The organism is Variovorax sp. Soil_C_19 (assembly GCF_057657255.1).
Genome location: NZ_JBDGIV010000001.1, coordinates 174,139 through 191,414 on the forward strand (window position 1 = coordinate 174,139; position 17,276 = coordinate 191,414).

Genomic DNA, 17,276 nt, shown 5'->3' on the forward strand with positions numbered 1-17,276 from the left:
GAGCGCTGCATGGACATGGATTTCACGCCCGAGGAAGAGGCGTTCCGCGAACAGGTGCGGGCCTTCTTCCGCGACGAGCTGCCCGCGGACATCGCCGCTAAGGTCGCGCTCGACGAGCGCCTCGGCAAGGCCGACATGGCGCGCTGGCACGCGATCCTTCAGGCGCGCGGTTGGCTCGCCGCGGGCTGGCCGAAGGAACATGGCGGACCGGGCTGGAGCGCGATGCAACGCTACCTGTTCGAGTTCGAGGGCGCCATCGCGCAGGCGCCACGCATCATCCAGTTCGGCCTCAACATGCTCGGGCCGGTGCTCATCCGCTTCGGCACCGACGCGCAGAAGCGCCGCTGGCTGCCGCGCATCCTCGACGGCCGCGACTGGTGGTGCCAGGGCTATTCGGAACCCGGCGCGGGCTCGGACCTGGCCTCGCTCAAGACCACGGCGGTGCGCACCGCCGACGGCTGGGTCGTCAACGGCCAGAAGACCTGGACCACGCTGGGTCAGCATGCCAACATGATCTTCTGCCTGGTGCGCACCGACCCGTCGGCGCGCAAGCAGCAGGGCATCAGCTTTCTGCTCATCGACATGAACTCTCCCGGCGTCGAGGTGCGTCCGATCATCACGCTCGACGGCGAGCATGAAGTCAACGAAGTTTTTTTCACCGAAGTGCTTGTGCCTTTCGACAACCTCGTCGGCGAGGAGAACGCGGGCTGGGACTGCGCCAAGTACCTGCTCACGCACGAGCGCAGCGGCATGGCGGGCGTCGGCTATTCCTATGCCGCGCTGCACCGCTTGAAGCGCGCGGCGGCCACGCTCGCGCGCAACGGCCGGCCGCTGCTCGCGGACCGCGACTTCATTGCCCGCCTGGCGCGCGTGGAGATCGCGCTACAGAACATGGAGACGACGAACCTGCGGCTGCTCTGGGCGTCAGCCAAAGGGGCGGCCCCGGGCGTCGAGAGCTCGATGCTCAAGATCCAGGGCACCGAGATCCGTCAGCAGATCAATGCACTGATGTTGCGCGCCATGGGCCCGCATGCGCCGGTTTTCGCCAACGACATGACCGATGCCGCCGGGTTGGACCTTGCCGGCATCGGGCCCGGTAGCGCGCCGCGCGCGGCCATCACCTGGTTCAACAACCGCAAGCTCTCGATCTTCGGCGGCTCCAACGAAGTCCAGAAGAACATCATCGCCAAGACCGTGCTGGGACTGTGAGGCCACTGCCATGAACTTCGAACACACGCACGAGCGGCGCCTGCTCGCCGAAAGCATGTCGCGCTATGTCGCCGAGCGCTACGGCGAGCCTGCGCGCCGGCTGGTGCCGCGGGCGACCGGCTTCGATCTGGTCCACTGGCGGGCGCTGGCCGAGATCGGCGCCGTGGGCGCACTGTTCGGCCCCGATGACGGCGGCCTCGGCGGCAGCGCATTCGACCTGATGGCGGTGTTCGAGGCGATCGGTCGCGGCCTGGTCTGCGAGCCTTTCCTGGCCACCCTCATGGCTGGCCGGGCGCTGTCCCATGCCGCTGACGGGGCGCATGCGGCGCTGCTTGCGGGCATTGCAGAAGGCACGGTGCTGGCCAGCCTCGCGCACTGCGAGCCCGGCGGCCAGTGGGATCCGCTGCAGGTCGAATGCAGCGCCCGCCGCGAGGCCGATGGCTGGGTGCTCGACGGCCTCAAGGCCGGCGTGCCGTGGGGCGGCGAGGCGCAGGTGCTGCTGGTGTCGGCGCGCACCGCCGGTGCGCCTGGCGACAGGACCGGCCTCTCGCTGTTCGCGGTGCCGGTGCTCACCGCGGGGCTGACGCTGCGCGGGCATCCCGACTTCGACGGCGGCCGTTCGGCCGATGCCGTGCTCCGCAGCGTGGTGCTGCCGGGCGACGCGCTCGTTGGGCGCGAGGGCGAGGCCGCCGCGGCGCTCGAGGCCGGGATCGGCTGCGGCATTCTGGCCGTGTGTGCCGAGGCGGTCGGCGCGATGGATGTCATGCTGGCCAGCACGCTCGACTACCTCCGGACGCGCAAGCAGTTCGGCATGCCGATCGGCGGCTTCCAGGCGGTGCAGCACCGCATGGTCGATCTCATGCTGCATCTGGAGCAGGCGCGCTCCGCCACGATCAACGCGGCCGTGCACCTCGATGCGGCCGGGCGCGTGTGCGAGCGCCATCTCGCCGCGGCCAAGTTCACCGCAGGCACCGCGGCGCTGGCGTTCGCCGAGGAGTGCATCCAGCTGCACGGCGGCATCGGCATGACCTGGGAGCTGCCGCTGGCGCACCATGCGAAGCGGCTCGGCCTGCTGAACCTGCAGCTCGGCGATGAAGACTTCCACCTGGCGCGCTACGCCGCGGCCATGGATCCGGCGCCGCCCGCGCTGTAGCCGCTGTCCTGCATCAAGCGTGGGATCGCGCTGGCATGGCGCAGGGTCGCGGGCACGAAAACTGCCGTCACCTTCAACCCCCTGCCTGGAGACGCCCCGATGCTGGACGACATGAAGATCCACATTCCGCAAGACGATGAGCGCATCGACATCACCGACCTGAAGGAGGTCGACTACTGGACCAAGACGTTCGGGGTCGACGAGGCGCGCCTGCGCATGGCGGTGGCCTCTGCGGGCACGATGAAGGACGATCTGCGGATCTACCTCGGCCTGCCCTGACGGGCGCGCCGGGCCAGGGTCCGGCCGCATAATCCGCCGATGGCCGAATCGAAGATCGCGATCTATGGTGCCATCGCGGCCAATGTCGCGATCGCCGCCACCAAGTTCGTGGTCGCCGGCGTCACCGGCAGTTCGGCGATGCTGTCGGAAGGCATCCATTCGGCGGTCGACACCTTCAACGGCGTGCTGCTGCTGGTCGGCATCCGGCTGAGCAAGCGGCCCGCCACGCCCGAGCATCCCTTTGGCCACGGCAAGGAGCTCTACTTCTGGAGCTTGATCGTCGCGGTGCTCATCTTCGGGCTCGGCGGCGGCGTGTCGCTGTACGAAGGCATCCAGCACATCCGCCACCCGGAGCCGATGCGGGACCCGACTTGGAACTACGTCGTGCTCGGCCTGGCGGCGCTGTTCGAGAGCGTGAGCTTCTTCATCGCGCTGCGCGAGTTCCGGCGCCAGGCGCGCGGGGCGCCTTTCTGGCAGGCGCTCGGCCAGAGCAAGGACCCGACCACTTACACCGTGCTGGCCGAAGACTCGGCCGCCCTCGCGGGCCTGGGCGTGGCAGCGCTCGGCATTTACCTGAGCCATCGCCTCGACATGCCGGCGCTCGACGGCGCCGCATCGGTGGTGATCGGGCTGCTGCTGGCCGGCGTGGCGGTGCTGCTGATCAGCCAGGCGCACGGGCTGCTGATCGGCGAAGGCATCCGCCCCGAGACTGCGCGCACGATCCGCAGCTTCGCGATGCAGCAGCCCAGCGTGCACGACGTCGGCCATGTGCTGTCGATGTACATCGGCGCGAACGAGGTGCTGGTCGTCGTCGACCTGAATTTCAAGGAGGGCACCGCCACCGGCGATGCGGCCGATGCGATCGCCGCCATCGAGCAGCAGGTGCGTGCGCGCTACCCGATGATCCGGCGCCTTTTCATCGAGGCGAGCGAAGAAGTAGAAGCGCCCGTCGGCGTTGGCTGACGGGCGCTGCGGTATTTGCCTGAGCCAGCGCCCGGTGGCGCGCGTCCACTGTGGCGACTCACCCAGGAGATCGCCAAAATGAACACCCCGTCGCCCCCGCAGCAGCACAAGCGCACCCCCGACGAACCGGAGATCACGCAGGAGGAGTCCGTGCCCACGGACGGGCGCGACATCGAAGGCGAGGAGCAGATGAAGGAAGTCGGCAACGAGAAGCTCCGGGAGCCCGGCGATGCCGAACGCAAGACGCCGGAAAAGTCGTAGCCCGGCAGCCCGCGCGGCGCCGTGGCGTTGTCTTCTGCGGAAGAAGGGTGATGCCCTACAACCACAGCATCGCTGCCATTGATACAAATCCTCCTCGGGCCAGCACGGCCTGAACGATCGCTAAAAACAGAACAGAAAAGGACTGTCTGTCCATACGATGGAGGAAAGAAAATGAAACACGACGGTGCGGCTGATACGGCTCCGCAGGAAGAAGCCCTGATGAAGGTCGGCGTTCCCGGCCTCGACGATGTGCTCGGGGGCGGGCTCACGCCGAGCCGCCTCTACCTGGTCGAGGGAACGCCGGGTGCCGGCAAGACCACCATCGCGATGCAGTTCCTGCTCGAAGGCGCGCGGCGCGGAGAATCGGTGCTCTACGTCACCCTGTCGGAGACCGCCCAGGAACTCAGGGGCGTGGCCCGGTCGCACGGATGGGACCTGGGCGGCATCGAGGTGCGAGAGATGCTGCCGTCGGAAACCGCGTTGGCGCCCGACGAGCAGTACACGATGTTCCACCCCTCCGAGGTCGAGCTCAGCGAGACGACGCTGAGGATCCTGACCGACGTGGACGTCATCAAACCCACCCGCGTGGTCTTCGATTCGCTGTCGGAACTGCGCCTGCTGGCCGGCAATTCGTTGCGCTACCGGCGCCAGATCCTCGCGCTCAAGCAGTTCTTCGCAGGCCGCCAGTGCACCGTGCTGCTGCTGGACGACATGACGGCGACGAAGCACGACCTTCAAGTGCAGAGCATCGCGCATGCGGTGCTGCGGCTCGAGCAGTCCCATTCCGACTACGGCGTTGCGCGGCGCCGGCTGTTGGTCAGCAAGTACCGCGGCCAGCAGTTCCGCGGCGGCTACCACGACTACCGCATCGAACGCGGCGGGCTGCGCGTGTTCCCGCGGCTGGTGGCGGCCGAGCATGCTGTGGCAACGAGCCAGGTGCGCATCCCGAGCGGCATCGGGGCACTCGATACGCTGCTTGGCGGCGGCATCGAGCGCGGCACGAGCACGCTGTTCGTCGGGGCGCCCGGCACTGGCAAGTCGACCGTGGCGGTGCAGTTCGCCATTGCCGCGGCGCAGCGCGACGAACACGCGGCGCTCTTCATCTTCGACGAGAGCACCCACACGCTGCGCACACGCTGCCACAGCATGGGAATGGACCTTGGCCGGTACATCGATTCGGGTCATATCCGCGTGCGGCAGGTCGATCCGGCCGAGCTCTCGCCAGGCGAATTCGTGCACCTGATCCGGCTCGCCGTGACCGAGGCGCATGCTGCCGTGGTGGTGATCGACAGCCTCAACGGCTACCTCAACGCCATGCCCGACGAGCGCTTCCTGATCGTGCAGCTGCATGAGTTGCTGTCCTACCTCGGGCAGGCAGGCGTCGCGACACTGCTCGTGGGCGCCCAGCACGGGCTCATCGGCATGCAGATGCAGACGCCGGTGGACGCCAGCTACCTTGCGGATGCGGTGGTGATGCTGCGCTATTTCGAGCACGACGGAGAAGTGCGCCAGGCCATCTCGGTGCTGAAGAAGCGCGGCGGCGCGCACGAGCGCACCATCCGCGACTTCGCAATGACCGACAGCGGGCTCCAGGTCGGCGAGGCGTTGCGCAACTTCAGGGGCATCCTCACGGGCATTCCCATTCCGATCGACAGCATCCAGCGCACGCCGTGAGTTCAGCACCCGCATTCGTCGAGCAGCGCATTCTGCTGCGCACGACCACGTCGAGGGATGCCTTCATGGCAACTGCCGTGCTGGGGCGTGCGAAAGTCGCGGCGCACAGCTGCGCCAGCCTGCGCGAGCTGGTGCACGGTATGCAGGAGGGCGCCGGCGCGATCATGCTGGCGGAAGAAACGCTGTCCGATCCCGCCAGCGCGGCCCTGATCGACGCGCTCGCGACGCAGCCACCATGGTCCGACCTGCCGGTGCTCATCCTGGCGCGCCAGGGCGCAGACTCCGCAGTCGTCGCCGACGCGATGAACCGGCTCGCGAATGTCACGGTCATCGAACGGCCGGTGCGCGTGGCTTCGCTCGTGAGCACGGTCCGAACGGTGCTGCGCGCGCGCAGCCGTCAATACCAGATGCGCGACCTGCTCGACAGCCTGCGCGAGGCCGACCAGCGCAAGACGGAGTTCCTTGCCACTTTGGCGCACGAGCTGCGCAATCCGCTCGCGCCGATGAGCACTGCGCTCACCCTGCTGACGCGCAAGCCCCACGAGCCTTCGGAGGCACTGCGTTACTACGAGCTCATGGGGCGTCAGGTCGACCACATGGTGCGGCTCGTGAACGACCTGATGGAGGTGTCGCGCATCACGCGCGGCAAGATCGAGCTGCGCATGGAGGCGGTGGCGCTCGAAGCCGTGATCAAGGACGCGATCGAACTGAGCCGCCCGCTACTCGAGGGGGCGAAGCATGGGCTGGAGCTCGAACTCGGCGACGAGCCGCTCATGGTGCGCGGCGATGGTGTTCGCCTCACGCAGGTGTTCTCGAACCTGCTCAACAACGCCGCCAAGTACACGCGGCCCGGCGGCAAGGTCGGGATCGTGCTGCGTCGGGAAGGCCGCAGCGCCGTGGTCGAGGTGCGCGACAACGGCTCCGGCATCGCGCCCGAGATGCTGCAATCGATCTTCGAAATGTTCGTGCAGGTCAGCGGCACCTCGAAGGCGGCGCAGGGCGGGCTCGGCATCGGGCTCACGCTGGTGAAGAGCCTGGTCGAGCTCCACGGGGGCAGTGTCGAAGCCATCAGCGAGGGCCTCGGGCACGGCGCCATGTTCCGCGTGCAGCTTCCGCTCATGCGTGGCGAGGCCGGACTGCGTTCGTCCCCGACACCCGCCATCGGTGGATGGCCCGCGTCGCTGCCCGAGACGGTGCTGATCGTCGACGACAACCGCGACGCGGCCGATGCGCTCGGCGACCTGCTGCGGTCGCTGGGCGCCTCGCCCCGCGTGGCCTACAGCGGCGACGCTGCGCTGCGCTTGGTGGCCGACGGCGAGCGGCCGGGCCTGGCGATCCTCGATATCGGCATGCCCGGCATGGACGGCTGCGAACTCGCGGGCCGGCTGCGTGCCGACCCTGCGCTCGGGGGGCTGGTGCTGGTCGCGCTGACCGGCTGGGGCCAGCAGGGCGACAAGGAGCGCATTGCCGCCGCAGGCTTCGACCACCACCTTCTGAAGCCGCTCGACCTGGCGGCGCTGTTCGCCCTGTTCCAGGAACCGCCATGACGAACGATGCCACCACGCTCCCACCGGCGGTGCCCGCCACAGGAAGACAGGCGCTGTGGCGCCGCTGCCGCCGCTTCGCGCTGCCGCTGCTCGGCATCGTGGTGCTGGGCCTGCTGCTGTCGCATGCGCACAAGGTCGACTGGGCCGGTGCATGGCAGGCGCTGCGGCGCTATCCCGCCACGGTGCTGCTCGCCGCGCTCGGCCTCGCCACGATGAGCCATGCGCTCTACGGCTGCTTCGACCTGATCGGCAGGCGGCACACGCGCCACGGCTTGCCCCGCTGGCGGACCTGGGCCATCGCAGTGGCGAGCTATGCCTTCAATCTCAACCTCGGCTCGCTGGTCGGCGGCATCGCGCTGCGCGCGCGGCTCTATGCGCGCGCCGGCCTCGACGAGGCTACCGTCGCCCAGATCGTCGGCATCAGCCTGGCCACCAACTGGCTCGGCTACGGGCTGCTGGCCGGCAGCCTGTTCGCGTCGGGCGCCATTGCACCGCCACGCGAGGCGCACATGGGGGCCGACGCGTTCCGCGCGCTCGGCGTGCTGATGATCGTGCTCGCGATGGCCTACGTGGTGGCCTGCTATTTCCTGCACGGTCGCCACTGGCATGTGAAAGGGCGGCGCCTCGAGCTGCCGTCGGCCCGGCTCGCGCTGGTCCAGCTTGCGCTCTCGAGTGCCAACTGGGCACTCATGGGTTCGGCCATGTACCTGCTGCTAGGGCAGGAAGTGCCCTATGCCACCACGCTGGGCGTGCTGCTGGCCGCCTCGATCGTCGGCGTGGTGACGCCGATCCCGGCCGGGCTCGGCGTGCTCGAGGCCGTGTACCTCGCGCTGCTGTCGGGCAGTGTGCGGCAGGGCACGCTCATGGGCGCGGTGCTGGCCTACCGCGCGGTCTACTACCTGCTGCCACTGGGCGGCGGCCTCGTGCTGTACCTGCTGCTCGAGCGGCATGCTGCCAACCATCCTCCCGGCGAATAGAAGGACGACTGGCCATGGCGCGCGCAAGCCCCCTGAAACGCTACAAGGAGAAGCGCAACTTCGGCGTCACGCCCGAGCCGGAAGAGGGCGGCGATTCGGTCGTCGGCACGCTGCAGTTCGTGGTGCAGAAGCACTGGGCGCGGCGCCTGCACTACGACTTCCGCATCGAGCTCGATGGCACCATGAAGAGCTGGGCTGTGCCGAAGGGGCCCAGCTACGACACGCACGACAAGCGCATGGCCGTGCATGTGGAAGACCACCCGATCTCGTACAACCAGTTCGAAGGCGAGATCCCGGCCAAGCAGTACGGCGCCGGCAAGGTGATCATCTGGGACAAAGGCACCTGGGTGCCAATCGGCGACCCGCGCAAGGGCTACCGGGCAGGCAACATCAAGCTCGAGCTGCACGGCTACAAGCTGCGCGGCAAATGGGCGCTGGTGCGCATGCATGGCAAGAAGGACGACAAGCAGGACGCCTGGCTGTTGATCAAGGAGCACGACGGCTTCGCGCGGCCCGCGAGCGAGTTCAGCGTGGTCGACCAGTTTCCCGACAGCGTTGCGGCGCTGCCGATGCCCACTGCGGCGCCCACGGCACCGTCGCCCGCTGCCCCGCCGGCCACCGCGGCAGCGCAACCCGGCGCAAAGGCGCGGCGCGGCAAGGCGGCCGCCGCGGGCAACATGCCGGCCGATGCGGTCAAGGCCGCGCTGCCCGCGAGGCTCTCGCCGCTGCTCGCGACGCTGGTCGACGGTCCGCCGCCCGACCCCAGCAACTGGATCTATGAAATCAAGTTCGACGGCTACAGGCTGCTGGCGCGCGTCGATGTCCAGGGCGTGCAGCTCTTCACGCGCAACGGGCACGATTGGAGCGCGCGCATGCCGCACCTCGTGCGCGCCATCGAGCGCATGAAGCTCGCGCCGTGCTGGTTCGACGGCGAGATCGTCATGCTCGACGACGCGGGCAGCACCGACTTCCAGGCGCTGCAGAACGCCTTCGACAGCGCGAAGACGAACGACATCGTCTACTTCCTGTTCGACCTGCCGCACTACGACGGCTTCGATCTCACGGGCGTGCCGCTGGTCGAGCGCCGCGCACTGCTGCAGTCGCTGCTGGCCAAGGCGCCGCCCGAAATCCGCTTCAGCGAGGTCTTCGACGCGCCGCCCGAGGACATCGTCGCCTCGGCCTGCAAGATCGGGCTCGAAGGCGTGATCGGCAAGCGCAAGGACAGCAGCTATGCGTCGCGCCGCTCGCCCGACTGGATCAAGCTCAAGTGCTCGCGCCGGCAGGAGTTCGTCATCGGGGGCTACACCGATCCCAAGGGATCGCGCGTCGGCATCGGCGCGCTGCTGATCGGCGTGCACGACGAGAAGGGCGACCTCGTCTATTCGGGCGGCGTGGGCGCGGGCTTCAACGACCGCAGCCTCAGGGAAATGCTGCAGCGGCTCGAGCCGCTCGGCATCGACAAGCGGCCGTTCAAGAACCCGACCGAGAACGACCGCCGCGCGCATTGGGTTCAACCCGTGCTGCTGGCCGAGGTGAGCTTCTCCGACTGGACCAAGGACGGCCATGTGCGCCATCCGGTGTTCCACGGCGTTCGCTCGGACAAGCCCGCGAAGGCGATCGTGCGAGAGAAGCCGGTGCACCAGCCGCGCGGCGCCAAGCCGGCGGCCGAACGCGATTCAGCGCCTATGCCCGCCGCCACGCTGCCCGCGAACTTCAAGGTCTCGCATGCCGACCGTGTGGTCGATCCGTCCACCGGCATCACCAAGGTGGAGGTGGTGCGTTTCTACGGCCTTGTCGCGCCGCTGATGATGGAACACCTCAAGGGACGGCCCGTGTCCTTCGTGCGCGCGCCGCAGGGCATCGCGGGACAGCACTTCTTCCAGAAGCATGTGGAGGCCGGCCAGATGGACGGGGTGCGGCAGCTCGATCGCGCGCTCTGGCCTTCGCACCCCGAACTGATCGAAGTGGCGGGCCCGCTCGGGCTGCTGAGCGCGGCCCAAATGAACGTCGTCGAGTTCCATACCTGGAACGGCGTGAAGACGCTGATCGCCAAGCCCGACCGCATGACCTTCGACCTCGACCCCGGCGAAGGCGTGGGCTGGCCGCTGGTGCTGCAGTCGGCCGAGCTGATGCGCGTGGTGTTGCACGAACTGGCACTGCCCTGCTTCTGCAAGACCAGCGGCGGAAAGGGGCTGCACGTGGTGGTGCCGCTCAAGCGCCAGTACGACTGGGACACGGTGAAGGATTTCTCGCAGGCCATCGTGCGTCACATGGCACGCACCGTGCCGCAGATGTTCGTCGCCAAGAGCGGGCCGGCCAACCGCATCGGCCGCATCTTCATCGACTACCTGCGCAACGGCTTTGGTGCCACCACGGTCTGCGCGTGGTCGGCGCGCGCGCGGCCGGGCATGGGCGTGTCGGTACCGGTGGCATGGGACGAGGTGCCGTTGCTCACGAGCGGCGCGCAGTGGAACCTGCGGAACATCCATGCCCGGCTCGACCGAGGCAACGCGCCGTGGGAGGGCTATGCGAAGGCCGCAGTCAGCCCGGGCGCGGCCATGAAGAAGCTTGGCTTCATCAAAGTTCGATGAAGGCCGACGTCGCCTTGTTCAGTGCCAGCCGGCCCTTGGCCGTGATCGACTCCACCTGGGCGAGCTGGCGTATCGCGCGGCCGTCGGGCGCATGGCTTGCCGGCGGGATGAAGGCCGTCACCAATTCGGCTGCGCGCAGCACGCGCAGGCGGTCGATGTCTGCAGGCGTGTGGACGACGTAGGGCAGCTTCTGTTCGGCAATGACTCGAAGAAACTCCATGGACATGAGCCGTCTCCTTGTCTAGATGGGCACGGAGATTATTCTGCGCAAAATTTCACACTTGTGCCTAATCCCTGCGCAACGCACGACTTTGATACGCCTTTGTGATGCGTAGGAAAGTGCTCATTTTTCTTGCGCCTTGAAACCGATGCGGTGATTTTGTTGCATGCTGCTCGGCTATCGCGCAAACCTTTCGGCGGCGGGCGCCCGGTCGTCCGGAAAAATCTGCCAGAGCGCCGCATCGAGGCCTTCGAATGCGGCCCGATAGCGCTCGGCACTGGCGTCCTCGCGCGTGACGTTGCGGATCGCGATGTGCTCGATGCGGCCCGGATGCGCACGCGCCACCTGGCCGTAGATCTCGGGATCGCGCTCACCCGAGTCGCCCACGAGCATGAAGCGGCGCTGCGGAAAGTCGGCCAGCAAACGCTCGATCACCGCGAGCTTGTGCGCTCGCGAATCCTGGTCGCCCGGAATCAACGTGCGCCAGCTGGTGCTTTCGCGCAGGTGCATGCTGCCGGCCGGAAAGTTGGCGTCGCGCAGGAAATCGGCGAGCGCCGGGTAGAGCTGTATCGGGCTTGCCGAGAGGTAGTGAAAGCGCGTGCCGGGCGCCTGCGCGAGCGCGCGGTAGCCCGCCGCCATGCCGGGCGCGGGCTCGAAGCGGCGGGCAAAGGTGTTCAGCAGCATCTCGCGCCGGTCGCGCACCTGCGTGCGCTTGATGGTGTCGTCGATGTCTGAGATCACCGAGAGGCCCTCGGCCGGAACGACCAGTGCCTGGCCCCTGAAGCGATGCAGCAGTTCGCCGGGGCCGGTGACGGCGTGGAATTTCTGCCATTCGCCGGCCAGCGATGCCGCGGGAACGTCGACCACCACGCGCAGGTTCATGCGCCCGTCGGCGCCCGAGGGCGGTGTGCTCACGCGCGTGGCGACGCCGTCGAAATCGAGTTCGAACACCTTGCCCTGCTCCGACTCGGCGTGGAACAGCGCGGTGCGCTGGTTGAAGCGCAGCCGCGCCGCGGGCGAGAGCTTCTCCAGGTCGAGGCCGAGGTAGCGCGCGAACACGGCATTGAGGCCCCAGCGGCGCTCGGGTTCGTAGACCCACGCATGCACGTCGACCTCGAGCCGGCCGTCCGGCGTGGGACGTGCGGTACCGGGCAGGAAGAGCGCTTCCTCGTCGGGCTCGAGCGGCTCCGCGGCCAGGAGCCCCTGCAGCGGTGCCAGGCCGACGGCCAGTGCGGCGCCCGCAAGCAGCGCGCGGCGCCCCGGCGCTGCACTCATGCCTGTGGCGCGTCGATGCGTTCGTAGGTCACGAACGCGAAGGGCAGGCCCTCCTTGACCGAGACATGCGCTTCGCGCCGGGTCTCGCGCCACTTCGCGGGCGAGAGCGCGGGCGCATGCGCATCGCCTTCGTAGTCGCGCGCGAGTTCGGTCACGACCACGCGCGAGGCCAGCGGCTCGGCCAGTGCATAGATCTGCGCGCCGCCGATGATCCAGACGTCGGGTACCTGCGTCTCGTCGCAGAGCGCGAGCGCTTCGGCGAGGCTTCCCACGCGGTGCGCGCCTTCGGCCTTCCAGTCGTCCTGGCGCGTGATCACGATGTTGTGCCGGCCCGGCAGCGGGCGAAAGCGCGGCGGCAGCGAATCCCAGGTCTTGCGCCCCATCACCACGGGCGCGCCGGCCGTCTGCGTTTTGAAGTGCACCATGTCCTCGGGCAGGTGCCAGGGCATGGTGCCCTTGATACCGATCACGCCGTTGGCGGCGCGGGCGAAGATCAGATTGATGCGCGGTGTCGTCATGGCGCGAATCCTCCGCTCACACGGCCACGGGCGCCTTGATGGGCTCGTGGTGTCGGTAGTCGAGCACCTCGAAGTCCTCGTAGCGGTAGTCGAAGATCGAATCGGGGCGGCGCTTGATGTGGAGCGTGGGGTAGGGGTGCGGCGTGCGGCTCAGCTGCAGCGCCACCTGCTCGGCGTGGTTGCTGTAGATGTGGCAGTCGCCGCCGGTCCAGATGAAGTCGCCCACGTCGAGGTCGCACTGCTGGGCCATCATGTGCGTGAGCAGCGCATAGCTCGCGATGTTGAACGGCACGCCGAGAAAGATGTCGGCGCTGCGCTGGTAGAGCTGGCAGCTCAGCTTGCCGCGCTCGCCGCTCGCCTGCGGCGGCGCCACGTAGAACTGGAAGAAGGCATGGCAGGGCATGAGCGCCATCTTCGAGAGCTCGGCCACGTTCCAGGCGCTCACGATGATGCGGCGCGAGTCGGGGTTGGCCTTCAGCGTCTTGACCACCTCCGAGATCTGGTCGATGTGGCCGCCGTCGGGCGTGGGCCAGCTGCGCCACTGCACGCCGTACACCGGGCCCAGGTCGCCGTCTTCGCGCGCCCATTCGTCCCAGATGGAGACGCCGCGCTCCTTGAGCCAGTTGTTGTTGCTCGAGCCGGTCAGGAACCACAGCAGTTCCTGGATGATGGACTTCAGGTGCACCTTCTTCGTGGTCACGAGCGGGAAGCCTTCGTTCAGGTCGAAGCGCATCTGGTAGCCGAACACACTCTTGGTGCCGGTGCCGGTGCGGTCGCCCTTTTGCACGCCGTGCGTGTCGACGTGGCGCATGAAGTCTTCGTACTGGGAGCGGACGGGGCGGGAAGATGTGGGCGTCATGGGCGGTGAAGTCGGTCAGGCGGCAGGCCGGGCGGGGTTTCGAATTTTAAGTGGGAGCGCGTAGCATCGCAGGATGACCCAAGAACACCACCACGAAGGGTATGACCACGAACACAGCGCGCTCGGTGAGATGGACCTGCGCGTGCGGGCGCTCGAGAGCGTGCTGGCCGAAAAGGGCTACATCGATCCGGCCGCGCTCGACGTGCTGATCGACACCTACCAGACCCGCATCGGCCCGCGCAACGGCGCGCGCGTGGTGGCGCGGGCCTGGGTCGATCCGGCGTTTCGCGAATGGCTGCTGCGCGATGCCACCGCAGCGATCGCCTCGCTCGGCTACACCGGCCGGCAGGGCGAGCACATGGTCGCCGTCGCGAACACCGCCGAGCTGCACCACATGGTGGTCTGCACCTTGTGCAGCTGCTATCCGTGGCCGGTGCTCGGGCTGCCGCCCACCTGGTACAAGAGCGCGCCCTACCGCTCGCGCGCCGTGAAGGACCCGCGCGGCGTGCTCGCCGACTTTGGCGTGGTGCTGCCCGAGACCACGCGCATCCGGGTCTGGGACTCGACCGCCGAGGTGCGCTACCTCGTCATTCCCGAGCGGCCCGCGGGCACCGATCACATGAGCGAGGCCGAGCTGGCCGCGCTGGTCTCGCGCGATTCGATGATCGGCACGCGGCTGGCCGGCGTGCCCGAAGAGGAGGCCGGGCCATGAGCCACGCCACCCAGGCCGACCTCGGTGGCCAGCCCGGCTTCGGCGCGGTGGTGCCCGAGCCCGAGGGCGAGCTGTTCCACGCCGGCTGGGAGCCGCGCGCGCTGGCTCTGGTGCTGCCATGGGTGCGACCGGTTCGTGGAACATCGATGCGAGCCGGGCGGCGCGCGAGACGCTGCCGAACTACCTGCAGCTGAGCTACTACCAGATCTGGCTCGCGGCGCTCGAGAAGTTGATGGCCGAGCGCGGCCAGCTCTTCGAGGACGAGATCGCACAGGGCCGCATGCTGCATGCGCCGGTGCCGCCGCGGCGCGTGCTGCAGGCCGGCGATGTCGCGGCCGTGCTCGCCAAGGGCGCACCCACCGCGCGCCCGGTGGGCGCGCCCGCGCGCTTCGCGGTGGGGCAGGCGGTGCGCACGCGCAGCGACCGGGTCGACCACCACACGCGCCTGCCTGGCTACGCGCACGGGCGGCGCGGCATCGTCGAGCGGGTGCATGGCGCGCACGTGTTCGCCGACAGCCATGCGCACGATGGCGGCGAGGCGCCGCAGTGGCTCTACACCGTGGTGTTCGACGAGGCCGAGCTGTGGGGAGCGCAGGCGCAGCGCCTCGCGGTGTCGGTCGACGCCTGGGAGAGCTACCTGGAGCCGGCCGAATGATCGGCGCCCGCGCAGACCTTCCGTCCGAGGCACTGGCGCCCGGCATGCCGCGCGATGCGGACGGGCCGGTGTTCAGTGCGCCGTGGGAGGCGCAAGCCTTCGCGATGACGCTGGCGCTGCACGAGAAGGGCCTTTTCAGCTGGACCGAATGGGCCGCGGCGCTGGCGTGGCAGATCGAGGCGGCGCAGGCCGCGGGCGATCCCGACACGGGCGAGACCTACTACCGCCACTGGCTCGCCGCGCTCGAGGAACTCGTCGCCCGCAAGGGCGCGACCACCGACCGCGAGCTCGCGCGCTACCGCCATGCCTGGGACCATGCGGCCGATCGCACGCCGCACGGGCAAGCAATCGCGCTGCGCGACGCGGATTTCGATTCCTAGCCGAAGGCCAGCCGAGCCGCCGCGCGCAGGTGCTGCAACCCGGGCAGGTGGGCCGCGGATGCACGCCGGTAGATCAGGGCCAGGGACGATGCGGGCAGCGGCTGCTGCAGGCGCAGCACTGACAGGCGTCCTGCCTCGACGTGCTCGCGCGCGAGCTCCAGCGGCGCGATCGTTAGGCCCAGCCCCGTCGCGCTGAGGCGCACGTTGCCGTCGAGGTGTGACGCCTCGACGAAAGGCTGCGGCGGCTGCACCCCCTGCAGGTGGAACATGCCGTCGAGCGCGCGGCGCAGGTGGGTGGATGCAGGCGGCAGGATCCAGGGCTGCGCCGCCAGTTCGCTCCACGCCACGCGCCGCCGCGTGCCCGGGCGCAGCGAGGGCGGCGCCAACACCACTACCTGTTCCTCGCGCAGCCGCTCGACAGCCAGCGGCTGCGTGTCGGTTGCGGCCAGGTCGCCGGCGGCATACAGCGTCACCAGTGCCTCGATATGGCCTTGCAGCAGTTGCTCGAGCAGCAGCGGCAAGTGTCCATCCTGCACCCGCACCACGAGCGGCGGCTTTGCGCCGTCGGGCCGGGGCAGGCAGGCCAGCAACTGCGGCAGCACGCGCGAGACGATGTAGGGCGAAGCGCCCAGCGTGATCCGACCCGCGGGCAGCGTCTTCGCGGCACCATCATCGGCCGCGAGTCCTTCGAGCTCCTGCAGCAGCAACCGCCCGTGCGCGATCAGGCGCTCGCCGCGCGGCGTGGCGACCATGCCGCGTGGGCGGCGCTCGAACAGCACCGCGTCGAGCGACGATTCGATCTCGCGCAACGCCTTGCTGACGGCGGCGGCCGACAGGCTCAGCCGCGCGGCAGCGGCGCGGACGCTGCCCTCATCGGCCACCGCGCACAGCATGTCGAGCTGGCTGAAGCGAAGCCGCGCATAGCGCTGCAGGGAAGTCATGAGGGCGTGGAGTGTCAACCAGAGGTGAACGCAAGTGTCCAAAAAGTCGCTTGGCAGGTCAATGCGTGATTCCTAGACTGGCCGCCATGGACGCACTGCGACGACTTTTGGTTCTCTCCGGCCTCGGGTTCGGGCTCAAGGCCGCCGCCGCGCAGGATGCCTGGCCGGTGCCGGGCCGACCCATCCGGATGGTCGTCCCGGCACCGCCCGGCGGGCCCGGCGACGTGGTGGCCCGGATGCTGGCGCGCGAACTCGGCGAGCGCATGAAAACGGCGGTCGTGGTCGACAACAAACCCGGCGGTGCCAGCATCCCGGGCGCGATGGACGTCGCACGGGCGGCGCCCGATGGCCACACGCTGTTGCTGACGCTCAACACCACCCACACGCAGGTGCCGCACCTGTATGCCCGCGTGCCCTTCGACCCGTTCGCAGACTTCACGCCGATTGCGCCGGTCTACCGTGGGCATTCGGTGCTGGTGGCGCACCCCTCGTTTCCCGCCGCCAACCTGGCGGAGGCGATCGCGCGCAGCCGCGAGCAGACCGTGGCCTTCGGCTCGCCGAGCCCGGGCACGACGGGCCATCTCTACATCGAGATATTGAATGCCGACCACGGGGCGCGCTTCGTCCACGTGCCGTACAAAGGGTCGAGCCCGGCCCAGCAGGACCTGCTCGCGGGCCACATCGGCTTGCTGTTCGACTCGCCGGCCACGGCCTTGCCGCATGTGCGAACGGGCCGCCTGAAGGCGCTCGCCAGCACCGGGCCGACGCGGCTTTCCGCCTTGCCCGACGTGCCGACTGCGCGCGAGCAGGGCCTGAGCGGACTCGACCGCGGGACCTGGCTGGGCGTTTTCGGACCGGCGCGGCTTCCCGATGCGATCGTCGCGCGCCTCAACCAGGAGATCGTGCAGGCCTTGGAAAGCTCCCAGCTGCGCGCGCAATTCGCTGCCTTGGGCGTCGAGCTTGCATCGGGAACGCCCGGCGACTTCGCGGAACTCATTCGCGCCGATCACCAGCACTGGGGCCGGGTGATCCGCCGCATCGGACTTCGACTGGATGGATGAC

The 17,276-nt window shown here is 68.8% G+C and carries 17 protein-coding genes and 1 pseudogene; 13 read left to right on the plus strand and 5 right to left on the minus strand.

Going from position 1 to position 17,276, the window contains the following annotated elements:
* The first annotated feature begins 9 nt into the window (after nt 1-9).
* The 9 genes from AC3A6R_RS00835 (at nt 10) to ligD (ending at nt 10,654) form a co-directional block, all read left to right on the plus strand.
* Nucleotides 10-1,209: an acyl-CoA dehydrogenase family protein gene (locus AC3A6R_RS00835; protein WP_487863483.1), complete on the plus strand. Its 1,200-nt coding sequence runs from the start codon at nt 10-12 to the stop codon at nt 1,207-1,209.
* A gap of 10 nt (nt 1,210-1,219) precedes the next feature.
* Nucleotides 1,220-2,362, plus strand: coding sequence for an acyl-CoA dehydrogenase family protein (locus AC3A6R_RS00840; protein WP_487863484.1), 1,143 nt, complete (start codon nt 1,220-1,222; stop codon nt 2,360-2,362).
* A gap of 99 nt (nt 2,363-2,461) precedes the next feature.
* Nucleotides 2,462-2,641: a DUF3606 domain-containing protein gene (locus AC3A6R_RS00845; RefSeq protein ID WP_487859833.1), complete on the plus strand. Its 180-nt coding sequence runs from the start codon at nt 2,462-2,464 to the stop codon at nt 2,639-2,641.
* Between the two features lie 39 nt (nt 2,642-2,680).
* A complete protein-coding gene (locus AC3A6R_RS00850) occupies nt 2,681-3,604 on the plus strand; it encodes a cation diffusion facilitator family transporter (RefSeq protein WP_487863485.1) in 924 nt (307 codons plus the stop codon).
* A gap of 78 nt (nt 3,605-3,682) precedes the next feature.
* Entirely contained in the window at nt 3,683-3,865 is a 183-nt protein-coding gene (locus tag AC3A6R_RS00855) for a hypothetical protein (RefSeq protein ID WP_487859835.1), read from the plus strand.
* A gap of 171 nt (nt 3,866-4,036) precedes the next feature.
* On the plus strand, nt 4,037-5,539 hold the full coding sequence (locus tag AC3A6R_RS00860) for an ATPase domain-containing protein (protein ID WP_487859836.1): 1,503 nt from the start codon (nt 4,037-4,039) through the stop codon (nt 5,537-5,539).
* Nucleotides 5,536-7,086 (plus strand): hybrid sensor histidine kinase/response regulator, encoded by a 1,551-nt coding sequence (locus tag AC3A6R_RS00865; RefSeq protein ID WP_487863486.1) that lies wholly within the window; start codon nt 5,536-5,538, stop codon nt 7,084-7,086. Before AC3A6R_RS00860 ends, AC3A6R_RS00865 begins: the two co-directional genes overlap by 4 nt.
* Complete coding sequence (locus AC3A6R_RS00870) at nt 7,083-8,063, plus strand: lysylphosphatidylglycerol synthase domain-containing protein (RefSeq protein ID WP_487863487.1); 981 nt, start codon at nt 7,083-7,085, stop codon at nt 8,061-8,063. The genes AC3A6R_RS00865 and AC3A6R_RS00870 overlap by 4 nt, the downstream gene beginning before the upstream one ends.
* Nucleotides 8,064-8,077: 14 nt before the next feature.
* Nucleotides 8,078-10,654 carry a DNA ligase D gene (gene ligD / locus AC3A6R_RS00875; protein ID WP_487863488.1) on the plus strand — a complete coding sequence of 859 codons (2,577 nt, stop codon included), beginning with the start codon at nt 8,078-8,080 and terminating at the stop codon, nt 10,652-10,654.
* On the opposite strand, the gene AC3A6R_RS00880 is transcribed toward ligD, so the two are convergent.
* The 4 genes from AC3A6R_RS00880 to AC3A6R_RS00895 form a co-directional block, all read right to left on the minus strand.
* Nucleotides 10,641-10,880, minus strand: a complete 240-nt coding sequence (locus AC3A6R_RS00880) for a hypothetical protein (protein WP_487859840.1) — start codon at nt 10,878-10,880, stop codon at nt 10,641-10,643. The two genes, ligD and AC3A6R_RS00880, sit on opposite strands and share 14 nt — an antisense overlap.
* Before the next feature lie 171 nt (nt 10,881-11,051).
* On the minus strand, nt 11,052-12,149 hold the full coding sequence (locus AC3A6R_RS00885) for a phosphatidate phosphatase App1 family protein (RefSeq protein WP_487863489.1): 1,098 nt from the start codon (nt 12,147-12,149) through the stop codon (nt 11,052-11,054).
* Nucleotides 12,146-12,667 carry a dihydrofolate reductase gene (locus AC3A6R_RS00890; RefSeq protein WP_487863490.1) on the minus strand — a complete coding sequence of 174 codons (522 nt, stop codon included), beginning with the start codon at nt 12,665-12,667 and terminating at the stop codon, nt 12,146-12,148. The genes AC3A6R_RS00885 and AC3A6R_RS00890 overlap by 4 nt, the downstream gene beginning before the upstream one ends.
* 16 nt (nt 12,668-12,683) lie before the next feature.
* Nucleotides 12,684-13,526 carry a thymidylate synthase gene (locus AC3A6R_RS00895; protein ID WP_487863491.1) on the minus strand — a complete coding sequence of 281 codons (843 nt, stop codon included), beginning with the start codon at nt 13,524-13,526 and terminating at the stop codon, nt 12,684-12,686.
* A 73-nt stretch (nt 13,527-13,599) separates the two neighbouring features.
* On the opposite strand from AC3A6R_RS00895, the gene nthA reads away from it, so the two are divergent.
* The 3 genes and pseudogenes from nthA to AC3A6R_RS00910 all read left to right on the plus strand — a co-directional run bounded on the left by nthA (nt 13,600) and on the right by AC3A6R_RS00910 (nt 15,273).
* Nucleotides 13,600-14,238, plus strand: a complete 639-nt coding sequence (gene nthA, locus AC3A6R_RS00900) for a nitrile hydratase subunit alpha (protein WP_487863492.1) — start codon at nt 13,600-13,602, stop codon at nt 14,236-14,238.
* Nucleotides 14,235-14,893, plus strand: a pseudogene (gene nthB / locus AC3A6R_RS00905) (nitrile hydratase subunit beta). The gene nthA and the pseudogene nthB overlap by 4 nt, the downstream one beginning before the upstream one ends.
* A complete protein-coding gene (locus AC3A6R_RS00910) occupies nt 14,890-15,273 on the plus strand; it encodes a nitrile hydratase accessory protein (protein WP_487863493.1) in 384 nt (127 codons plus the stop codon). The pseudogene nthB and the gene AC3A6R_RS00910 overlap by 4 nt, the downstream one beginning before the upstream one ends.
* Here AC3A6R_RS00910 and AC3A6R_RS00915 read toward each other — a convergent pair.
* A complete protein-coding gene (locus AC3A6R_RS00915; protein WP_487859847.1) occupies nt 15,270-16,214 on the minus strand; it encodes a LysR family transcriptional regulator in 945 nt (314 codons plus the stop codon). The genes AC3A6R_RS00910 and AC3A6R_RS00915 overlap by 4 nt on opposite strands.
* An 86-nt stretch (nt 16,215-16,300) precedes the next feature.
* Between AC3A6R_RS00915 and AC3A6R_RS00920 the strand changes: the two genes are divergently transcribed.
* Entirely contained in the window at nt 16,301-17,275 is a 975-nt protein-coding gene (locus AC3A6R_RS00920) for a Bug family tripartite tricarboxylate transporter substrate binding protein (RefSeq protein WP_487863494.1), read from the plus strand.
* The last annotated feature ends 1 nt before the right edge of the window (nt 17,276 follow it).

Excerpts from the sequence above, each read along its gene's own strand:
- AC3A6R_RS00840 (WP_487863484.1), top strand. The coding sequence starts at position 1,220 with ATGAACTTCGAACACACGCACGAGCGGCGCCTGCTCGCCGAAAGCATG.
- AC3A6R_RS00895 (WP_487863491.1), bottom strand. The coding sequence starts at position 13,526 with ATGACGCCCACATCTTCCCGCCCCGTCCGCTCCCAGTACGAAGACTTC.
- AC3A6R_RS00920 (WP_487863494.1), top strand. The coding sequence starts at position 16,301 with ATGGACGCACTGCGACGACTTTTGGTTCTCTCCGGCCTCGGGTTCGGG.
- AC3A6R_RS00915 (WP_487859847.1), bottom strand. The coding sequence starts at position 16,214 with ATGACTTCCCTGCAGCGCTATGCGCGGCTTCGCTTCAGCCAGCTCGAC.
- AC3A6R_RS00860 (WP_487859836.1), top strand. The coding sequence starts at position 4,037 with ATGAAACACGACGGTGCGGCTGATACGGCTCCGCAGGAAGAAGCCCTG.
- AC3A6R_RS00850 (WP_487863485.1), top strand. The coding sequence starts at position 2,681 with ATGGCCGAATCGAAGATCGCGATCTATGGTGCCATCGCGGCCAATGTC.
- AC3A6R_RS00845 (WP_487859833.1), top strand. The coding sequence starts at position 2,462 with ATGCTGGACGACATGAAGATCCACATTCCGCAAGACGATGAGCGCATC.
- nthA (WP_487863492.1), top strand. The coding sequence starts at position 13,600 with ATGACCCAAGAACACCACCACGAAGGGTATGACCACGAACACAGCGCG.
- AC3A6R_RS00910 (WP_487863493.1), top strand. The coding sequence starts at position 14,890 with ATGATCGGCGCCCGCGCAGACCTTCCGTCCGAGGCACTGGCGCCCGGC.
- AC3A6R_RS00855 (WP_487859835.1), top strand. The coding sequence starts at position 3,683 with ATGAACACCCCGTCGCCCCCGCAGCAGCACAAGCGCACCCCCGACGAA.
- AC3A6R_RS00885 (WP_487863489.1), bottom strand. The coding sequence starts at position 12,149 with ATGAGTGCAGCGCCGGGGCGCCGCGCGCTGCTTGCGGGCGCCGCACTG.
- AC3A6R_RS00880 (WP_487859840.1), bottom strand. The coding sequence starts at position 10,880 with ATGTCCATGGAGTTTCTTCGAGTCATTGCCGAACAGAAGCTGCCCTAC.
- ligD (WP_487863488.1), top strand. The coding sequence starts at position 8,078 with ATGGCGCGCGCAAGCCCCCTGAAACGCTACAAGGAGAAGCGCAACTTC.
- AC3A6R_RS00870 (WP_487863487.1), top strand. The coding sequence starts at position 7,083 with ATGACGAACGATGCCACCACGCTCCCACCGGCGGTGCCCGCCACAGGA.
- AC3A6R_RS00835 (WP_487863483.1), top strand. The coding sequence starts at position 10 with ATGGACATGGATTTCACGCCCGAGGAAGAGGCGTTCCGCGAACAGGTG.
- AC3A6R_RS00890 (WP_487863490.1), bottom strand. The coding sequence starts at position 12,667 with ATGACGACACCGCGCATCAATCTGATCTTCGCCCGCGCCGCCAACGGC.